This window comes from Aestuariivivens sediminicola, from assembly GCF_022662015.1.
Lineage (GTDB): Bacteria > Bacteroidota > Bacteroidia > Flavobacteriales > Flavobacteriaceae > Aestuariivivens > Aestuariivivens sediminicola.
This window is the reverse complement of record NZ_JAKMCM010000002.1, coordinates 360585-378479: the sequence shown is the minus strand read 5'-3', so window position 1 is coordinate 378479 and position 17895 is coordinate 360585. Positions and strand designations below refer to the sequence as shown.

Here is a 17895-nt window from a genome sequence, read left to right as displayed (position 1 = left end):
TTACAGTTTAATTTATATGTTTGGACAACCTTAAGATGTCACCGAATACCCCTCTTGCAGTAACTTCGGAACCTGCACCGGCACCTTGAATAACAATAGGCTGTGCGCCATAGCTCTCGGTAAATATTTCAAATATCGCATCGCTGCCTTTGACATGCCCCAAAGTACTCTCCCCGGGAACCGATATCAATTTCACTTCTAAATTCCCCTTGTCCTGAGATAAATCGCCCGATAAATCTCCGACGTAACGCAACACGTGATTTGGTTGTTGATGCGCTTTAATTTTTTGAAATTCCTCGTTCAATTCATCGAGTTGGGATAAAAATGCTTCAACGGAAATGCCCTGGTAAGCATCAGGAATTAAGTTCTGAACAGAAACATCACTAAACTCGTTCTGCAAATCCAACTCTCTTGCCAAGATTAACAGTTTTCTGGCGACGTCGTTTCCGGAAAAGTCCTCCCTCGGGTCCGGTTCTGTGAATCCCTTATCTATGGTCTCTCGCACTATCGCGCTAAATGGCCTGTCCTGCACTGAGAAATTATTAAATAAATAACTCAAGGTCCCTGAAAATACCCCCCGAATTCTTGTTATGTTTTCACCGGATTCGTGCAGAAGCTTGATTGTATCTATCAATGGCAGCCCTGCACCAACTGTTGTTTCATACAAATACTGCTTATTATGATCCTTTAGATGGACCCTTAGGTCTTTATAGTAATTGTAAGATATGGTATTCGCAATTTTATTCGACGACACCAGATCGAATCCCGCATCGACAAGTGGGACATAGTTTTTATGAAATTCTTCACTCGAGGTATTATCTACCGCAATCAGGTTTTCCAGATGATGTGTTTCGGCGAAGGCAATGACCTCGTCAATATTACTTTTTAAGGGCGAACTTTCAATATGGTCTCGCCAATCGGTTCCAACACCTTTCTTATGGAGTAACAACTTTCTGGAATTTGCGATCGCAAAAACATTTAAATTGATTCCCTTGCGTTTTTCAATCTCATCTTTTGATTTCAAAATCTGATTGATTAAAGCACCACCGACGCCTCCATGACCGAAAATAGCGATATTTATTTTTTTAGAAACACCAAATATTTCACCGTGAATTACATTCAATGCCTTATGCAACTGGTCTTTCTTAACCACCAAACTCACATTCCTACCCGTAACGGTATTGTTAAACAGCAACGGTGTGATCTGATTCTTGATGAGCGCGTTGAATGGCTTATGAAAGGAACTCAATTCTATACCCACTATCGAAATAACTGACACATCATCAACCACATCAATTTTGTTGACATCCTGGGAATAAAAATCTTTTTCAAATTCACGTTCTAATGCAACCACAGCCTGGGTTGCTTTATCGGCATCGATTATAAATCCTATTCCTCTTTCTGAAGAGCCCTGAGAAATGATACTCACGCTGATATCTTTATTCGCCAGAGCACCAAATATTCGAGCATCAACACCACTTTTCCCTAACAGTCCGCGTCCCTCAAGATTTAAGAGGGCTACATTATCTAAAACGGATAGAGAAGTGACTTCTTTGGAACTCGGCTTTGCCGTTATCAAAGTGCCTTCATCATCGGCATTAAATGTGTTCAATATCCTTAAGTTGATGTTCTTCTCCACCAGAGGGATAATGGTTTTGGCATGCAACACATGTGCTCCAAAATTGGCCAACTCATTGGCCTCACTAAAGGATAATTCCTTTATTTTTTTGGCATCTTCAACTAAATCAGGATTCGCCGTATAAATGCCATTTACATGGGTGTAGTTTTGTAATTCCTCAGCATCTAAATAATTGGCTAAAAGTGCTGCAGTATAATTACTCCCGTTTCGCCCCAGGGTGGTTGTTTCATTCTTTAGATTGGAGGCTATGAATCCGGTAACAATATGCACGGTGTCTCCATTATTTTTCTTAAAGTACTGCTTGATATTTTCTTTTGACGGCTGGGAAATGGGCTGGGCATTCCCAAATACATTGTCTGTTTTAATAAGTTCACGGGAGTCTGTTGCTATGGCTTTTATACCGCGTTCATTCAATAAAGCAGAAACCATTTTAACCGATAATAGTTCCCCTTGTGCCAGGATTTCATCCTTGGTTTTCTTACTGTAGTCCCTCAGCAGACTCACGCCTTCAAACAATTTGTTTAAAATGGAAAATTCCAGAGCATAATCGATCCCCTTTAAAGGCTCTATTTGATAATCCTTGAAGGTGTCGAGCGAATTTTTATAATCCTCTCCTCTTAAGGCTTCATCTAAAATGCGTTCCAATTCATCCGTAGTATTACCGCGGGCTGAAACCACCACCGTTATACGTTCGCCCTGATTGACTTTATTTTCGATAATGGAAACCACCTTTTCCAGACCTTTTCCATTTGCTAATGATTTACCTCCAAATTTCAATACTTTCATTCTTTTCTTTTTAGAGTGAGGCACGAAAATACCTTCTATAATTTTTTCGAGCTGTTCATATTCCATGAGAAATGCATCATGCCCGTGTAATGAGTGAATTTCGTTATACGTAACATTGGCATGCGTAACCGCCAATTGCTTATGGGTTTGTCTGTTTTCTTCAGCTGTAAAAAACAAATCCGAATCGACACCTACAATATGTATATTTGCTTCAATACGCTCCAGGACATTAAAATCGGGGTTCCGATCTTTGGTGACATCAATTGTTTTTAATAATTGATTCATTAGTTTATAAGCCGAAAGCTGAAACCGCTCCTGTAATTTTTTACCGTGATGCAACAACCAACTTTCCACATTAAAAATCTCAAGGTCTTCATTTTTAGAACGCTGGAAACGCGCCTTGAAAGACTCAGGTGTCCTGTAACACAACATGGCATGCATGCGCGCATCATGCACCGGATTTTTCGAGTTTAAAAGAAACTGTTCCTGAATCTGGCAATTAGCGATCAACCAATCGGTAGATTTCCAATCGGTTGCTACGGGTATCAAATGTTCAGTGACATCAGGCTTTAAAACGGCCATTTCCCATGCTATTCCACCACCCAACGAGCCACCTATGATGGCAAAAAGTTTACCCGTATGAAGGCGGTCTAAACCAATTAAAAACAAATTGGCTACATCACGCGCTACAAAATCCTTATAATTATCGATAATAAACCCATCATAGCCATTCCCGGGAATATTGAATGCTAAAATGGTATACAGCTTGGTATCGATTACCTTATTGACTCCAATTAAATCCTGCCACCATCCATCTTTACCCGCCACATTGCTGTTTCCAGTCAAGGCGTGATTTACCAGAACAACTGGTGCTGTTCCCAGTTTCTGACCAAATAATTGATAACTTAACTTAATCTCAGGAATTAACGCTTTACCGTGGGTCGTAAAGTCTTTTATAATGATATGCTTCAGTTGTGCTTTCACCAATTTTTATTCTCATTAACACTGTAAACAAGTCCATCACCCTAACTTAGGTGTACTTATAGATAACATGTTAAAAAGAATCGCAAAAATTACAGTGTGTAATTTTACTGTTATCTATCCATTACATTCTGAAACACCTTCAGAACAGGGTAGAATTTAGCACCTTCTCTAGATAGATTAGAGGGTTGCTAAGGTTTCAAAGGGTCTAATCCCTCCACCTTTCTTGATAACATTTCAATAAGTATTGTGATCGTTGTCTCTGCAAATATTCGGTTAGAAAAATTTAATATCCAAATATTTTATTGAAAAATTCGAAAATTTTATTTCATTTCCTGAGTTTTCAAAAATTTATTCCTTATCACTTGAGCTATCGGCTGATTGTCAATTTTCGACTCCAACCATGAGATAATATCTAAATATAAAAACGGCCTTTTTTGATAGGGATCGTTTTCAAAAGTCTTTAACTTTTTATGTAAAGCAATGAATGCACCTTTGACCTCATGTGGGTATATATCTCCTAAACCTCTTAAGAATCTAATAATCTCCTTTTGGACCTCGTATAAGTCTTCCATCTTAATTAAAAACTTATAGGTACTCTTTATGAGTACATCCAGATTGTAGTCCAACCCCGCTTCGTAATGTGCCACCAAATTCAATATCCTCGAAAAGCACAATAAGTCTTCGCGCATTTGCAGTGACTTATTGCTAATTATTTTGTCCAGGAATACAATGCATTTTTTGGTGTCTCCCGCACCAAAATACATACTGGCGATTTTATAATAAAATACCATTATATGGTGCTCGTCTATTCTATCGTTGTAATTCTTGAGCTGCTTTAGAAGTTCGTCAATAAGGGGCAGACCTTCCTTAAAACTACCTTCAATAAAATGCAAATTAAATTTGTTATTGTAAACGTATAAAAACGCTAAGCTTTCATTATTGTCATCTAAGGGAAACCATTTTTCTTTTGTAACTTCTTCTAATCGGGTTAAGGTACTTTTAAATTTTTCATATTGCCTCAGATAAAACAGGGCTTCCAATAAATAATGGTTACCTCTGAGGAAAAAAACTGGATTTAGTACAATCATATCCTGATTCTCATAGAAGAGATCAACCCATTTGGAAGCGTATTTATAGCATGACAGAAAATCGACAGTTAAAAAACTGTACCAGAGGTACGATTTATACAACCACAATTTTTCGCGAAAACCCAATTTATTGATATCGTATTTCGGAAGCCGGTTATTAAAGTATTTGGTAATTATCTGATGTTCTGTATCATTCTTTACATAGCCCGTTTTAAGAAACAAACCGTAGAGTTGTAAGGAAAGATTCGATAATTTACTGGCCAGCACGTTCTGCAGGCTCAGTTCCTTGGCCTGAATAGTGAGTTCGTCGGCGCGATTACTTATACTTCTTGTAATATATTGAGATTCAATAACCTTTTCGAGCTCAACAATTTCATAGGCTACATTCTTCTCTTCATTGGCGATAGCTAAATTTTTGGCCTTATCCAAAATTTTAAGACTTTGCTTGTACAAGCCCTTATGATAAAGAATAGTAGCAAAATCGAGTTGTTCACGAATCTGAATTCGAATATTCTGATGTGATGGATTTAGCCTTAAGCTAATCAATATCTGTTTGTAGAGATGGGCTTTTAAATTCGATAATTGCTGCTTTTTAACAATCCCTTTTTTCAATATAGCGGTCTCGTCATAAACTGAAAGTTTATCCATTATATTGAATAGGGTTAAGAACTTTGAATCCTCGTTAACGCCCAGTCTACCTACATAAAGCTTGAATTGTCTTTTTTCGGACTTCGATAAGGACTTAACCAGTACAAACAAATTATCTTTTTGCTCTCTTGTCATAGTTACAAAATCAATACCATTTATTTGATTTACAATTACTTAAGTAAAGTATTATGGATTTAAACATCGTAATAAACATACGATTAATTCTGTTTTTACGAAACCAAAATATACATTCGTAATACAATAAGAAAATATATTTGAATAAATGTCTAGTAATAGAGTCCAAATTTTTGATACTACGCTAAGGGATGGCGAACAGGTTCCCGGTTGTAAATTAAATACTGAACAAAAATTAGTCATTGCAGAACAACTGGATAACTTAGGTGTGGATATTATAGAGGCTGGTTTTCCGGTATCAAGTCCTGGCGACTTTAATTCTGTTGAAGCCATTTCCAAAATTGTTAAGAACGCTACGGTCTGCGGTTTAACTAGATCGGTAGAAAATGATATAAAAGTAGCTGCTGAAGCCTTAAAACATGCTAAAAAAGCACGTATTCATACGGGTATAGGAACCTCCGACTCGCATATCACCCACAAATTCAAATCGAACAGAGAGGCCATAATTGAGCGTGCAATAAAGGCAGTACGCTATGCAAAATCTTTCGTGGAAGATGTTGAATTTTATGCTGAAGACGCGGGTAGAACAGACAATGACTATCTAGCTCGTGTTTGCGAAGAAGTCATCAAGGCCGGGGCGACGGTATTGAATATCCCTGACACCACAGGTTATTGTTTACCACATGAGTACGGGGCAAAAATAAAATACCTTAAAGAAAATGTGAAGGGTATTGACAAAGCAATTTTATCCTGTCACTGCCATAACGACTTAGGTCTGGCCACCGCGAATTCAATTGAAGGTGTTATAAATGGTGCTCGCCAAATCGAGTGTACGATCAACGGTATTGGTGAACGGGCTGGAAACACCGCTTTGGAAGAGGTGGTCATGATTTTGAAGCAGCATCCCTATTTAAATTTAGATACAGGTATTCAGACGGAAATGCTATATGGTATTAGCCAGTTGGTTTCGGACAGTATGGGTATATATACACAGCCCAATAAAGCTATAGTTGGAGCAAATGCCTTTGCCCACAGTTCGGGTATACACCAGGATGGCGTCATTAAGAATCGTGAAACCTATGAGATTATCGATCCCAAGGAAGTCGGGGTCACAGAATCGGCCATTGTATTAACCGCGAGGAGCGGAAGAGCCGCCTTGGCATATCGTGCAAAAAATATCGGATATGAACTAACCAAACTTCAGTTGGATGAGATTTATGTTGACTTTCTGAACTTTGCAGATAAGAAAAAAGAAGTAGATGATAACGACATTCATCAAATCATTGAAAACAGTAAGGTTTATAAAGAAATCACATCTGCCTGAATCGTAGAAAATGAAACTAAACATAGCTGTTTTACCGGGTGACGGAATCGGACCCGAAGTAACTGCACAGGCCGTTAAGGTGCTGAAGGCGATAGCTATGGAGTTCAACCATGTCTTTACTTTTAAAAAAGCCCTTATTGGTGCCTCTGCCATCGACAAGACCGGACACGCACTTCCCGAGGAAACAATAGATGTTTGTAAAGGATCGGATGCCATTTTATTTGGTGCCATTGGTCATACCAAATACAATAATGACACCTCAACGAATGTACGTCCGGAACAGGGGCTTTTAGAGCTCAGAAAAACATTCGATCTCTACAGTAATATTCGACCGGTTATTGCCTACGATGATTTATTGCACAAATCCTCCTTGAAAGTGAAACAAATCAGAGGAACCAATATTTTAATTTACCGCGAACTTACCGGTGGTATCTATTTTGGTGATAAAACCTTTAGTGAGGACGGCAATCGGGCTACAGATATATGCAGTTACTCTCGTTTTGAAATCGAACGTATTGCGCACCAGGCCTTTAAAGCTGCTCAATCCAGAAAACGAAAGCTGACCCTGGTAGATAAAGCTAATGTTCTGGCGAGCTCTAAACTTTGGCGGAGAGTGGTTTTGGAAATAGCATCTCAATATCCCGACGTTGAACTGAAATGTATCTACATTGATAATGCGGCGATGGAACTTATCATCAACCCAAAGCAGTTTGATGTTATTTTAACGGAAAACATGTTTGGTGATATTCTCTCGGAAGAGGCCAGTGTTATTGTAGGCTCTATTGGTCTGTTAGCCTCAGCATCCAAAGGGGATAAACATGTTATGTTTGAACCTATTCACGGTGCTTATACGAAAGCAGCAAACAAAGGTATCGCTAATCCCATAGCTTCCATTTTGTCGGCGGCCCTTTTATTAGATCATTTTGGGCTCGTTGACGAAGCGGCCTTAATACGCGCCGGTGTTGATAAATCGTTACATTTACAAATCACCACACCGGACTTAAATACGAAATACGATCATATTACCACAACTAAGGTAGGCGACTTCATTGAAGATTTTATCAACAATCCTAACGAAACTAATTTAAACTTCAAAAACATACATTTAGGTCAATCCACTATTATTTAATTATATTGAGTTAGTCACCAAGAATTAAAAATATTGGGATTTAAAAACGCACCCTGGGGTGTGTTTTTTTTATCTTGAAATTCATTATCTCTTCCTTAATAGAATTGAGCTATTAACTTCCCTAAAGTAACTACGCCAATTACCAGTATAAAAAACAAAGACAACCTTCTAAATTTATTCTGTGGAATATAGACCAATATTTTTTTTCCCAGAAACGATCCTATTATCCCAATTAGGAATAAATAGGGGACATATTTCAGGTCATGGTTATGAATGTAACCGTTTTTGTAATACACAAAGGTTCTGGAAAAATCGATCATAAAATCTATAAAGGCCGAGGTTGCAATAAAAACGCTTTTCTCCAAATTGAATGCGGCCATAGTGAGTCCCCTTATTGCCCCTCCTGTTCCTAACAAACCCGCCGACAATCCTGAAAAAGAACCTCCGATAACGGCGTTCTTTATGTTCGGGAAAACAGCAATCTTACTATTAATTAAGAACAACAGGCTAAAGCTCACCAGAAACAGACCGAGTATTACCTCTAAAAATTCCCCTTTAAACATCGTAGACAAAAATCCTCCTAGAATTACAAAAACCACTGACGGTAGCCCAATGGTAAGCAACAATCTCTTATCCAAGCCCTTTTTAAATAGGACTATTTTACTAAAATTACTCGATAGGTGAAAAATTGCGGTAAGTCCGAGAACAGAATAAAAATCGAAATAAAAGTTTCCCAATGGAACAAAGAATACTGACGATCCAAAACCTCCCACTGTTCCAATTATTTCAGCTATTAGTGCTAATACTATGAAGGTTAAATTAACGTCTTTCATTTCATATTTGACAAAAAAGTATAGGCTTCTAATTAAACCAATTACAGGCCGATTAGATGCAATGAAATTACAACAAAATAATGAATACCGGTTTTTAGAAATAAAGTCAGATCAAACCATCATAATCCTTCCAACCATTCTCTTAACCTGTCGGTCCAGGTGTTTAAATGCCCTTTACCTATGGCCATGGAATACCCGTGGCCACCACTGGAATACAAATGCATTTCTACCGGCACCTCATGATCTTTCAAGGCCTGATACATTAACAAACTATTTTCAACAGGCACGGCAGTATCGTCTTGTGAATGTACAATGAATGTTGCCGGAGTGGCTGCGGAGACCTGCAGTTCATTGGAAAACTGTTGTATTAATGCTTCGCTTGGATGACTTCCAAGCAAAGCCTCCCGCGAACCCTTATGTGTGAAGCTTGACTTCATCGTAACCACAGGATAAATTAAAACCATAAAATCCGGTCGCGCAGAAAGCGAATCAACGGGTGTTTCTATAAAATTATTGGGTCTTTCAAACTGAGTGCCCAAAGTAGATGCCAAATGCCCCCCTGCTGAAAACCCGATAATACCAATATCCTGGGGATTGATATTCCATTTATACGATTGTGAGCGCACTATTCGCATAGCGCGTTGTGCATCCTGCAACGGTGCTTCATGCGATACCTTTATCGATTCTGAATTGGGTAACCTGTATTTTAAAACAAAAGCCGTAATACCTAAACCATTAAACCATTTGGCAATAGCGGTACCTTCCCAATCATAAGCCAAAAAGCGATAGCCCCCACCGGGACATATGATAACAGCCCTGTCTGAAGCTGCAGGCTTCGCAGGCAGATAGACTTCCAATGTAGGGGTCTGAACTAACGAAATCCTGATGATCTCATTATGTTCAACAATTTCTTTTTCATTTGAATACCGTGTGTTCGGTACTTCATCCCACAATGGAATGATGTCATGTTGAGCAAAACCTGAGTTCACAACACCGAGAAAACATGCCACTACTATTAATCGATGCTTCACATGTATTATGGAATCAATCATGCTCTTCGGGAAACTTTACTCTTATATCGTTCAGACATAAATTGTGTATACTGCCTATATGGCTGTGTTTTTTTGACATATCGGGTTGATATGTCCCTTCTTGAACCTGGCTTCCAATCTGCTGATAGGCTTCTCTAAAACTCATTCCATCAACAACCAGGGTATTTATATTATCAACCGTAAAGAGGTATTTGTATTTTTCGTCATAGATGTCCACATCTTTTACGATGATCTTTTGAATCGCATAATTGAAAATATCAAGAATGTCTTTTAACGCTTCGAAGGCGTCAATCATGTTTTCCTTTAACAACTGAAAATCCCTATGATAGCCACTAGGTAAATTGTTTGTAATTAATACCATTTCTGTTTGCAACGCCTGGATTTTATTACATTTCCCCCTGATGAGCTCAAATACATCCGGGTTTTTTTTATGTGGCATGATACTGCTACCTGTTGTCAATTCATCCGGAAAAGATATAAATCCGAAATTCTGACTCATATACAAACATATATCCATTGCAAAACGGGCCAGGGTATTGCTTAGGCCTCCCAATGCGGCTGCTATGGTGCGTTCGTTCTTTCCTCGTCCCATCTGTGCAGCTACAACATTGTATTTTAAGGTACCAAAACCCATCTCTTTAGTCGTCAATGCTCTATCTATTGGAAAGGAACTCCCATAACCAGCTGCCGAACCCAATGGGTTTTGATCGACGGTTTGAAGAGCTGCATTCAACAGATAGACATCATCAACTAGTAATTCAGCATAAGCTGAAAACCATAGTCCAAAAGATGATGGCATCGCTACCTGCAAATGCGTATACCCGGGAAGCATTTTGTCTTTATAGGTTTCAGCTAAATCTAATAAGCTATCAAAAAGTGTTTTCACCTTTTCTTTGATAAAAATCAGGTTATCCTTGAAATACAATTGACAAGCCACCAAGACCTGGTCGTTTCTCGATCGTGCCGTATGTATTTTTTTACCCACTTCACCCAGACTTTGGGTCAGCTCAAATTCTATTTTTGAGTGTACATCCTCAAATTGCTCATCTATACTGAATGTCCCAGCATCGATTTGATCTTGCAAACCAGCTAAACCGTCTAACAACTGCTTTAATTCTTCGGCATTTAGAATACCTATTTGTTCTAACATTTTGGCATGTGCCATCGAGGCTATCACATCATACTTAGCAATGTAAATATCTATCTCTCTGTCATTCCCAACTGTAAATTGTTCTATTTTTTTATCTATGGATATACCTTTGTCCCAGAGTTTCATTTAACTTTATTTTATTATTTAGGTTGCTTAATTTCAGACGATGACCCGTTTTAACATTTCAACATATATTTGAATACCTTCTTCAATTTCTTTTAAATAGATAAATTCATCAGCCGAATGCGATCGTGTACTATCACCAGGACCCATTTTTAAACTGGGACACGAGAGTGCCGCCTGATCCGATAAGGTGGGTGAACCATATGTTGAACGTCCCATTGCCACACCGGCCTGAACCAATTCATGATCCATTGGAATAGATGATGAATTGAGCCTTAAGCTGCGGGGTGTTATACTATGACATGGCGCTTTGCTTTGAATTATTTCTGAAATTTCGGTATTTGTATAGGCATCATTTACCCGAACATCAATGACTAAATCCAAATCGGCGGGAACCGCATTGTGCTGCTTCCCCGCGTGAATCTGGCTAACGGTCATTTTAACCTCGCCAAGGGATTCAGAGATACGTTCAAATTTAAAATCTCTAAACCACTCAAGAACTTCAATGGACTTGTAAATCACATTATCTTCATTTGGGTGTGCCGCATGGCTTGGGGTCCCTTTTACAACGGCATCGAATACAACCAATCCCTTTTCAGCAACAGCCAAATGCATCTGGGTTGGCTCACCTACAATAGCCACATCGATATTGGGGATGATGGATAACATACTGTTTAACCCGTTTGGTCCACTACTTTCTTCTTCTGCAGATGCCACCAGGACAAGGTTATATTTTAAATCTTTTACCCCATAAAAATATGTGAATATTGCCATTAGAGAAACCAGAGCACCGCCGGCATCGTTACTTCCTAAACCGTATAACTTCCCATTTTCTTCAATAGCTTTAAAAGGATCTTTAGTGTAGGCACTGTTAGGTCTTACCGTATCATGGTGTGAATTTAACAATAAGGTTGGTTTGTTCTTATCGAAATAGCAATTTGTTGCCCATACATTGTTTTGAGTGCGGTTGTAATCTATATCATAACGTTTGAACCAAGTCTCGATGTGGGATGCCGTCTGATCTTCTTCCGATGAAAAAGACTGCGTTTCTATCAGTTGTTTTAATAGGTTTATCGCATCCTTTGTTAATTCCTGAACAGTCATTCTATAATGTTATTCTTGTAAAATTATTATTTTCCTTTGACAGCATCGCCGTGTTGCCCATATTTATATGTTTTACACCTTTATCCAAGGCATCGAAACAATTTTCTAATTTAGGGAGCATCCCATCCGTAATGATACCCTGATCGAGTAATTGCGCATATAACATCTTGTCGATGTGCTTAATAACCGAATTCGGATTATTGATATCGCGTAAAACACCGTCTAATTCAAAACAATAATATATTGAGGTCTCATAAATTTCGCTCATCCCTACCGCAATTTGAGAGGCTATAGTATCGGCATTGGTATTCAATAATTGGCCTTTACCGTCATGGGTAATCGCACAGAATACCGGTGTAAATCCCGATCTAATTAATATATCGACGGCATCATGGTTTACTTTCCTGACATCTCCAACAAAACCAAAATCCACTTCCGCTACTGGTCGTTTATTGGACGATATGCTATTGGCATCGGCTCCGGACAATCCAATGGCGTCTACCTGCAAAGCCTGCAGTCGCGCTACAATATTTTTATTAACCAAGCCACCATACACCATAGTAATAACATCAAGTGAATCGGTGTCCGTGATTCTTCTCCCATTTACCATCTTAGACGAGACTCCTAATTTGGCGGCAATATGGGTTGCTCTTTTACCACCACCATGCACCAGAATCTTAGACCCTTCAAGATCAGCAAATAACTTAAGAAACTGAGATAACGCATTCTCATCTTCTATAATATTACCCCCTATTTTTATTACGGAAAGTTTTTTCATTCCTTTTCGATTGTCTTGATCAAGTCTTTCAAATATCGTTCATTATAACTCCACCCGCTATATGTACTAATCATCGATATAAAGACAAGACCTTTTATAAATTTTCTAATAATTTTTTAAGCACCAACTGCGCTGCATACGTCCTGTTATTGGCCTGTTGAATAACCAATGAATGCGCGCTGTCTAACACGGCATCTTCGACGATAACATTTCGGCGTACCGGCAAACAATGCATAAATTTAGCATTTCCCAATTTTTCTTTTGTTATCATCCAATTCGGATCTGAATTTAACACTTTACCATAATCACTATAACTACTCCAGTTTTTTACGTATACAAAATCTGCTTTTTTAAATGCATCCTCCTGATTGTAAATTATTGGTGTATCTCCAACTATATCCTTGTTTAATTCATACCCTTCCGGATGCGTAATCAGAAATTCAACTTCCATTTTGCGCATCGCCTGGGTAAAGCTATTCGCTACAGCATGAGGCAAGGCCTTGATATGAGGTGCCCAGCTTAACACTACTTTGGGGCGTTGTGTTTTTGCATACTCCGAAATCGTAATGGCATCGGTTAGGCCCTGCAAAGGATGCGCTGTAGCGCTTTCCATATTAACAATAGGAACGGAAGCATATTTTACAAATGATTTAAGGACTTCTTCACGCTCATCTCTAACCCGATCGACCAATGTTGGAAACGCACGTACTGCGATAATGTCACAATACTGTGATACCACTGCTGCGGCCTCTTTTATATGCTCTGCCGTAGTGCCGTTCATTATCGTACCGTCACCAAACTCAATGCCCCAGGCATCTCCCGATACATTCATAACAATAGGATTCATTCCCAAATTTAAAGCCGCTTTTTGCGTACTTAAACGCGTTCTCAAACTGGAATTGAAAAACAGCAAACCAAGGACTTTATTCCTACCCAATTCTAAGTACTTTAAGGGATTCGCCTTTAATAATCTGGCCTCTTCTATCCACGCATTAATGTCATCGATATCATGTATGGAGGTGTAATGTTTCATCCTTCATATTTTTTTAACCGTCTGTTCAGCTCTAATCTCATTACGATTTTAAACCACTTTTCAGGCGGTGCTTATATTTATTTTATTTTGGTAAACGGTATTTTATTTTCTAAGGCATTTAATATAAAATGATCTTCCATTCCGTTTATGATCCAGGTCTCTATATTTGCTCTTTTTGCTAATCCCGCTGCTTCAATTTTCGACTGCATTCCTCCACTTCCGTGGGATGATTTAGTTTTAACAACTTGCTTTTCCAAAGATGCAAAATCTTCAACGAGGGCAATGGTTTGAGGATTCCTGTTTTCTAATGACTCTTTAGTATAAATCCCATTTGTGTTTGTAGCAATAATAAACAAATCGACTTCTAAAAGGGAGGCCGTCAGTGCCCCTAATTTGTCATTATCTCCAAACTTAATCTCATCTGTGGCTACCGTATCATTTTCATTAATTATAGGAATGTAGTTGTTATTCACCAAAACATTAATGGTATTGACAATATTGGTTTTACTTTCGTGTTTCTCAAAATCGGAATAGGACAATAAGCACTGTGATGTCAACAACCCATATTCTCTAAAAATTTCTTGATAAATTCGAATCAAATGTGGCTGACCTATGGACGCGAGAGCTTGTTTTACAAATACATCCTCCTGTTTACTTTCTAATTTTACAAATTGTTTTGCCACCGCTATGGCTCCCGAACTCACAAGAATAAAATCGTATGTTTCCTGCAGAACGGCAATTTGATTGGCAATATCCTCAATTTTACCTCTTGAAATGTTATTGGTTTCTTTGGTTAAGGTATTGGATCCTATTTTAAGCAATATGCGTTGTTTTTTTTCCATACTATCGTGTTTGTCCTTCACCGTGAACATACCATTTGTTCGTTACTAAATGCTGTAAACCAATAGGTCCGCGTTGGTGTAATTTATCGGTACTAATAGCCAACTCACCTCCTAAACCCAATTGACCTCCATCGGTAAAGCGCGTTGAGGCGTTGTGATATACTGCTGCAACATCAACATTTTCCATAAACAGATTTGCTTCCAAGGCATTTGTTGTAATGATTGCTGCCGAATGACCACCGGAATAGGTGTTGATTTTCTGAATAGCATCCTGGTTTGATGCAATCTCACCAATGACGATTTTATAGTCCAGAAATTCCTCATACCAAATGGCTTCAGTAGGAATCAAATCAATTCCCTCATACTTGGCAAATGCCTCATCCCCTAATATTTCAACATTATACGCTTTTAAATTAAAAATCAAGTCCCGAACAAAGGCCTCCTTATTCGGCAAATTTTTATCAATCAATACTTTATCCAAAGCATTACACGCTGATATTTTAGCAGTCTTGGCATTGACTATAATATTGAGAGCCATGTCCATATCGGCTTCCCTGTGCACATAGACAAAATTATTTCCTCTTCCGCTTACAATAACAGGGCATGCGGCATGTTCTTTTACAAAAGCAATGAGACGTTCTCCTCCGCGTGGTACTATTAAATCAACCTGCTGTGTGGGTTTCTCTAAAAACCTTTGCGTTTCGGTTCTGTCAAATTGCAAATATTCCACCCAATCTTTGGACGCCCCTGCCTGATCTAATGCCTTATGCCATAAATCCACAATTTTTAGATTGGAGTTTATGGATTCCTTTCCTCCTTTTAATAAAATCTTATTCCCCGATTTGAATGCTATTCCAGCAGCTTCAACGGTAACATCGGGGCGTGATTCATAAATGATGAGTACAGTACCAAACGATGCTGTTTTATTATAGACCTGAATACCATTTTGGTGGGTAAATCTAAAACGTTCTACACCTACGGGATCTTCCTGAGACGCCAAATGGGTGACTGCGTTTATCATCTCATCTACCTTGGCCTCATTAACTTTTAAACGATCATACATGGATAGGTCATTCCCATCATATGCACTTAAATCTTTTTTATTAGCAGCAATGATGCCCGGCCTTTCAGCATGTAAAAGTGATGCCATGTTTAAAAGCACAGCATTTCTTTTTTCAATAGACAGTAAGGTGTTCATTTTCTAAATTTATTATTTTGCCGATGGTCTTCCTAAAACACGACCGACTTACAATTCGCTTTTTATAATCTCATCTTTATTTCTCTAGCGCCGTTTTCAACGCTTCAAAAAACATATCGACATGTGCTCTTTTCAGATTTAATGGTGGCAGGATACGCAACATATTGGGATTTTTGGCACTACCTGTAAATATCCTGTGTTTGTAAATCAATTCCTTCCTAAGAGTTGCTATAGGAAAATCAAATTCCAAACCGAGCATTAGGCCACGCCCCTTCAGTTTTTTAATTTCCGCAATGGTTTTCGCCTTCTCACTGAAATAAGCGGAAATATCTTTAACGTTTTGCATTAGATTTTCCGTTTCCATGACCTCCAATACAGCGAGTGCAGCCGCACAAGCCAAATGATTTCCTCCAAAGGTTGTTCCCAATAAACCATAAGATGGTTCAATACGTGGATGAATTAAGATACCCCCAATAGGAAAACCATTACCCATCCCTTTGGCCATAGAAATGACATCTGGGGTTATGCCATGCTTTTGAAAGGCAAAAAAGTCTCCTGTTCGACCATACCCACATTGAATTTCATCAGCTATGTACAGCGCTTCATATTGCTGACACAACGCATAAAGATGTCTGTAGAACTCACCCGAAGCTTCGTCCAAGCCACCAATACCTTGAATACCCTCTATAATAACGGCACAAACATCCCCTGACACAAATGCCGCTTCAACGGCGTCAATATCACCTAATTCGACAAGAACAACCTCCTGTTGCGCATTAATTGGTGCAATTATTTTAGGATTATCCGTTACCGCTACTGCTGCTGATGTGCGTCCGTGGAATCCATTCTTAAAGGCAATGACCTTTTTCTTTCCTGTATGGAAAGAAGCAATTTTCAAGGCATTTTCATTCGCCTCTGCACCGGAATTACATAAAAACAACTGATAATCGCCGTATCCTGAAAGCGTACCCAGTTTATCCGCTAAGGACACCTGTAATGGGTTTTGAATTGAATTGCTGTAAAATCCCAAACGTGCCAACTGTTGTGAAACTTTTGAAACATAGGTCGGGTGGGCATGACCTATTGAGATGACAGCATGACCTCCATACAGATCCAAATATTGATTGCCTTGGTCATCATATACCCAAACACCATCTGCTTTAGCCGGGGTAACATCGTATAATGGATAAACGTCAAACAGCGGCATCTCAATTCTTTTTAATCTGATTAATCTTTTCAAATGAAGCCACAATACCTTGAATCAACGCAGAACTCAGCCCTTGGTGTTCCATCGCATTCAGCCCCTCAATGGTACATCCGCTAGGGGTGGTTACGCGATCTATTTCCTGTTCAGGATGTCTTCCTGATTCTATCAATAAACTAGCAGCTCCGAAACAGGTTTGCGTAGCTAATTCATGTGCTTGTTCTGCCTCGAAGCCCAATTGTATGGCTCCCTGAGTGGTTGCTCTAACCAACCGCATCCAAAACGCTATACCACTGGCACAAATTACAGTAGCCGCCTGCACCAATTCTTCAGGAATTACCATAGTAACCCCCAATTGATTAAAAATCTCTTGCGCTATGGCTACCTTATCCTGTGCTTTCTTATTAGCTGAAATACACGTCATGGACTTGCCTATGGAAATTGCAGTATTTGGCATTACGCGAATGATATTTTTATCAGCTCCAATAATCCCTTCTATTCTGGCAAGATCTACACCTGCAGCCACCGATATCACCACGTGATTGCCGGTAATGACTGATGCTACATTCTCCAGTACACTGTTAATATGTCCGGGCTGAAGCGCAAAAATGACCATTTCAGAGTTTTTAACCGCCATTACGTTATCAGTCGTAACGGTAACATTTTCAATATTTTTATAGGCCTCAAGGTGGGCCGTATTTTTGTCACTTAAGTACAACGATGTGAAATTGTTGTTTTTAATGAGTCCTTTGGCTACTGAACTCCCTAAATTCCCTGTTCCAATTATGGCTATTTTCATATTTTATTTTTTATCCCATTGGGTATTTATAACTTTATCCTGACTG

General features: G+C 38.8%; 14 protein-coding genes and 1 riboswitch. Of the genes, 2 read left to right on the top strand and 12 right to left on the bottom strand.

Annotated features, from left to right (window positions below; genetic code table 11):
* Nucleotides 1-7 precede the first annotated feature (7 nt).
* A complete protein-coding gene (gene thrA, locus MR041_RS06490) occupies nucleotides 8-3409 on the bottom strand; it encodes a bifunctional aspartate kinase/homoserine dehydrogenase I (RefSeq protein WP_242092790.1) in 3402 nt (1133 codons plus the stop codon).
* Between the two features lie 107 nt (nucleotides 3410-3516).
* Nucleotides 3517-3642: riboswitch (SAM riboswitch) on the bottom strand.
* A gap of 87 nt (nucleotides 3643-3729) precedes the next feature.
* Nucleotides 3730-5280, bottom strand: a complete 1551-nt coding sequence (locus MR041_RS06485; protein WP_242092789.1) for a hypothetical protein — start codon at nucleotides 5278-5280, stop codon at nucleotides 3730-3732.
* Nucleotides 5281-5428: 148 nt separating this feature from the next.
* Here MR041_RS06485 and MR041_RS06480 point away from each other — a divergent pair, with 148 nt between their 5' ends.
* Both MR041_RS06480 and leuB read left to right on the top strand, forming a co-directional pair.
* The gene (locus MR041_RS06480) at nucleotides 5429-6604 is read left to right on the top strand and encodes a 2-isopropylmalate synthase (RefSeq protein ID WP_242092788.1); all 1176 of its coding nucleotides are present in this window, start codon (nucleotides 5429-5431) and stop codon (nucleotides 6602-6604) included.
* A 10-nt stretch (nucleotides 6605-6614) separates the two neighbouring features.
* Nucleotides 6615-7733, top strand: coding sequence for a 3-isopropylmalate dehydrogenase (leuB, locus tag MR041_RS06475; RefSeq protein WP_242092787.1), 1119 nt, complete (start codon nucleotides 6615-6617; stop codon nucleotides 7731-7733).
* A 95-nt stretch (nucleotides 7734-7828) separates the two neighbouring features.
* Here leuB and MR041_RS06470 read toward each other — a convergent pair whose 3' ends face one another.
* The 10 genes from MR041_RS06470 to proC form a co-directional block, all read right to left on the bottom strand.
* Nucleotides 7829-8566, bottom strand: coding sequence for a sulfite exporter TauE/SafE family protein (locus MR041_RS06470; RefSeq protein ID WP_242092786.1), 738 nt, complete (start codon nucleotides 8564-8566; stop codon nucleotides 7829-7831).
* 119 nt (nucleotides 8567-8685) lie between these two features.
* Complete coding sequence (locus MR041_RS06465) at nucleotides 8686-9618, bottom strand: alpha/beta hydrolase (protein WP_242092785.1); 933 nt, start codon at nucleotides 9616-9618, stop codon at nucleotides 8686-8688.
* A complete protein-coding gene (gene argH / locus MR041_RS06460) occupies nucleotides 9611-10894 on the bottom strand; it encodes an argininosuccinate lyase (protein ID WP_242092784.1) in 1284 nt (427 codons plus the stop codon). The genes MR041_RS06465 and argH overlap by 8 nt, the downstream gene beginning before the upstream one ends.
* A gap of 33 nt (nucleotides 10895-10927) precedes the next feature.
* The gene (locus MR041_RS06455; RefSeq protein WP_242092783.1) at nucleotides 10928-11995 is read right to left on the bottom strand and encodes a M20 family metallo-hydrolase; all 1068 of its coding nucleotides are present in this window, start codon (nucleotides 11993-11995) and stop codon (nucleotides 10928-10930) included.
* Nucleotide 11996: 1 nt separating this feature from the next.
* Nucleotides 11997-12773, bottom strand: coding sequence for an acetylglutamate kinase (gene argB / locus MR041_RS06450; RefSeq protein WP_242092782.1), 777 nt, complete (start codon nucleotides 12771-12773; stop codon nucleotides 11997-11999).
* A gap of 94 nt (nucleotides 12774-12867) precedes the next feature.
* Nucleotides 12868-13806 carry a Rossmann-fold NAD(P)-binding domain-containing protein gene (locus MR041_RS06445; protein ID WP_242092781.1) on the bottom strand — a complete coding sequence of 313 codons (939 nt, stop codon included), beginning with the start codon at nucleotides 13804-13806 and terminating at the stop codon, nucleotides 12868-12870.
* A gap of 77 nt (nucleotides 13807-13883) precedes the next feature.
* The gene (gene proB, locus MR041_RS06440) at nucleotides 13884-14648 is read right to left on the bottom strand and encodes a glutamate 5-kinase (RefSeq protein WP_242092780.1); all 765 of its coding nucleotides are present in this window, start codon (nucleotides 14646-14648) and stop codon (nucleotides 13884-13886) included.
* Nucleotide 14649: 1 nt separating this feature from the next.
* A complete protein-coding gene (locus MR041_RS06435; RefSeq protein ID WP_242092779.1) occupies nucleotides 14650-15846 on the bottom strand; it encodes a glutamate-5-semialdehyde dehydrogenase in 1197 nt (398 codons plus the stop codon).
* 76 nt (nucleotides 15847-15922) lie between these two features.
* The gene (locus tag MR041_RS06430) at nucleotides 15923-17053 is read right to left on the bottom strand and encodes an aspartate aminotransferase family protein (protein WP_242092778.1); all 1131 of its coding nucleotides are present in this window, start codon (nucleotides 17051-17053) and stop codon (nucleotides 15923-15925) included.
* A gap of 1 nt (nucleotide 17054) precedes the next feature.
* Nucleotides 17055-17849: a pyrroline-5-carboxylate reductase gene (gene proC / locus MR041_RS06425; protein WP_242092777.1), complete on the bottom strand. Its 795-nt coding sequence runs from the start codon at nucleotides 17847-17849 to the stop codon at nucleotides 17055-17057.
* Nucleotides 17850-17895: the final 46 nt, after the last annotated feature.

Bases quoted from the DNA above. Each gene is read 5' to 3' on its own strand.
- MR041_RS06485 (WP_242092789.1), bottom strand. From the start codon at position 5,280: ATGACAAGAGAGCAAAAAGATAATTTGTTTGTACTGGTTAAGTCCTTA.
- MR041_RS06480 (WP_242092788.1), top strand. From the start codon at position 5,429: ATGTCTAGTAATAGAGTCCAAATTTTTGATACTACGCTAAGGGATGGC.
- leuB (WP_242092787.1), top strand. From the start codon at position 6,615: ATGAAACTAAACATAGCTGTTTTACCGGGTGACGGAATCGGACCCGAA.
- MR041_RS06470 (WP_242092786.1), bottom strand. From the start codon at position 8,566: ATGAAAGACGTTAATTTAACCTTCATAGTATTAGCACTAATAGCTGAA.
- MR041_RS06465 (WP_242092785.1), bottom strand. From the start codon at position 9,618: ATGATTGATTCCATAATACATGTGAAGCATCGATTAATAGTAGTGGCA.
- argH (WP_242092784.1), bottom strand. From the start codon at position 10,894: ATGAAACTCTGGGACAAAGGTATATCCATAGATAAAAAAATAGAACAA.
- MR041_RS06455 (WP_242092783.1), bottom strand. From the start codon at position 11,995: ATGACTGTTCAGGAATTAACAAAGGATGCGATAAACCTATTAAAACAA.
- argB (WP_242092782.1), bottom strand. From the start codon at position 12,773: ATGAAAAAACTTTCCGTAATAAAAATAGGGGGTAATATTATAGAAGAT.
- MR041_RS06445 (WP_242092781.1), bottom strand. From the start codon at position 13,806: ATGAAACATTACACCTCCATACATGATATCGATGACATTAATGCGTGG.
- proB (WP_242092780.1), bottom strand. From the start codon at position 14,648: ATGGAAAAAAAACAACGCATATTGCTTAAAATAGGATCCAATACCTTA.
- MR041_RS06435 (WP_242092779.1), bottom strand. From the start codon at position 15,846: ATGAACACCTTACTGTCTATTGAAAAAAGAAATGCTGTGCTTTTAAAC.
- MR041_RS06430 (WP_242092778.1), bottom strand. From the start codon at position 17,053: ATGCCGCTGTTTGACGTTTATCCATTATACGATGTTACCCCGGCTAAA.
- proC (WP_242092777.1), bottom strand. From the start codon at position 17,849: ATGAAAATAGCCATAATTGGAACAGGGAATTTAGGGAGTTCAGTAGCC.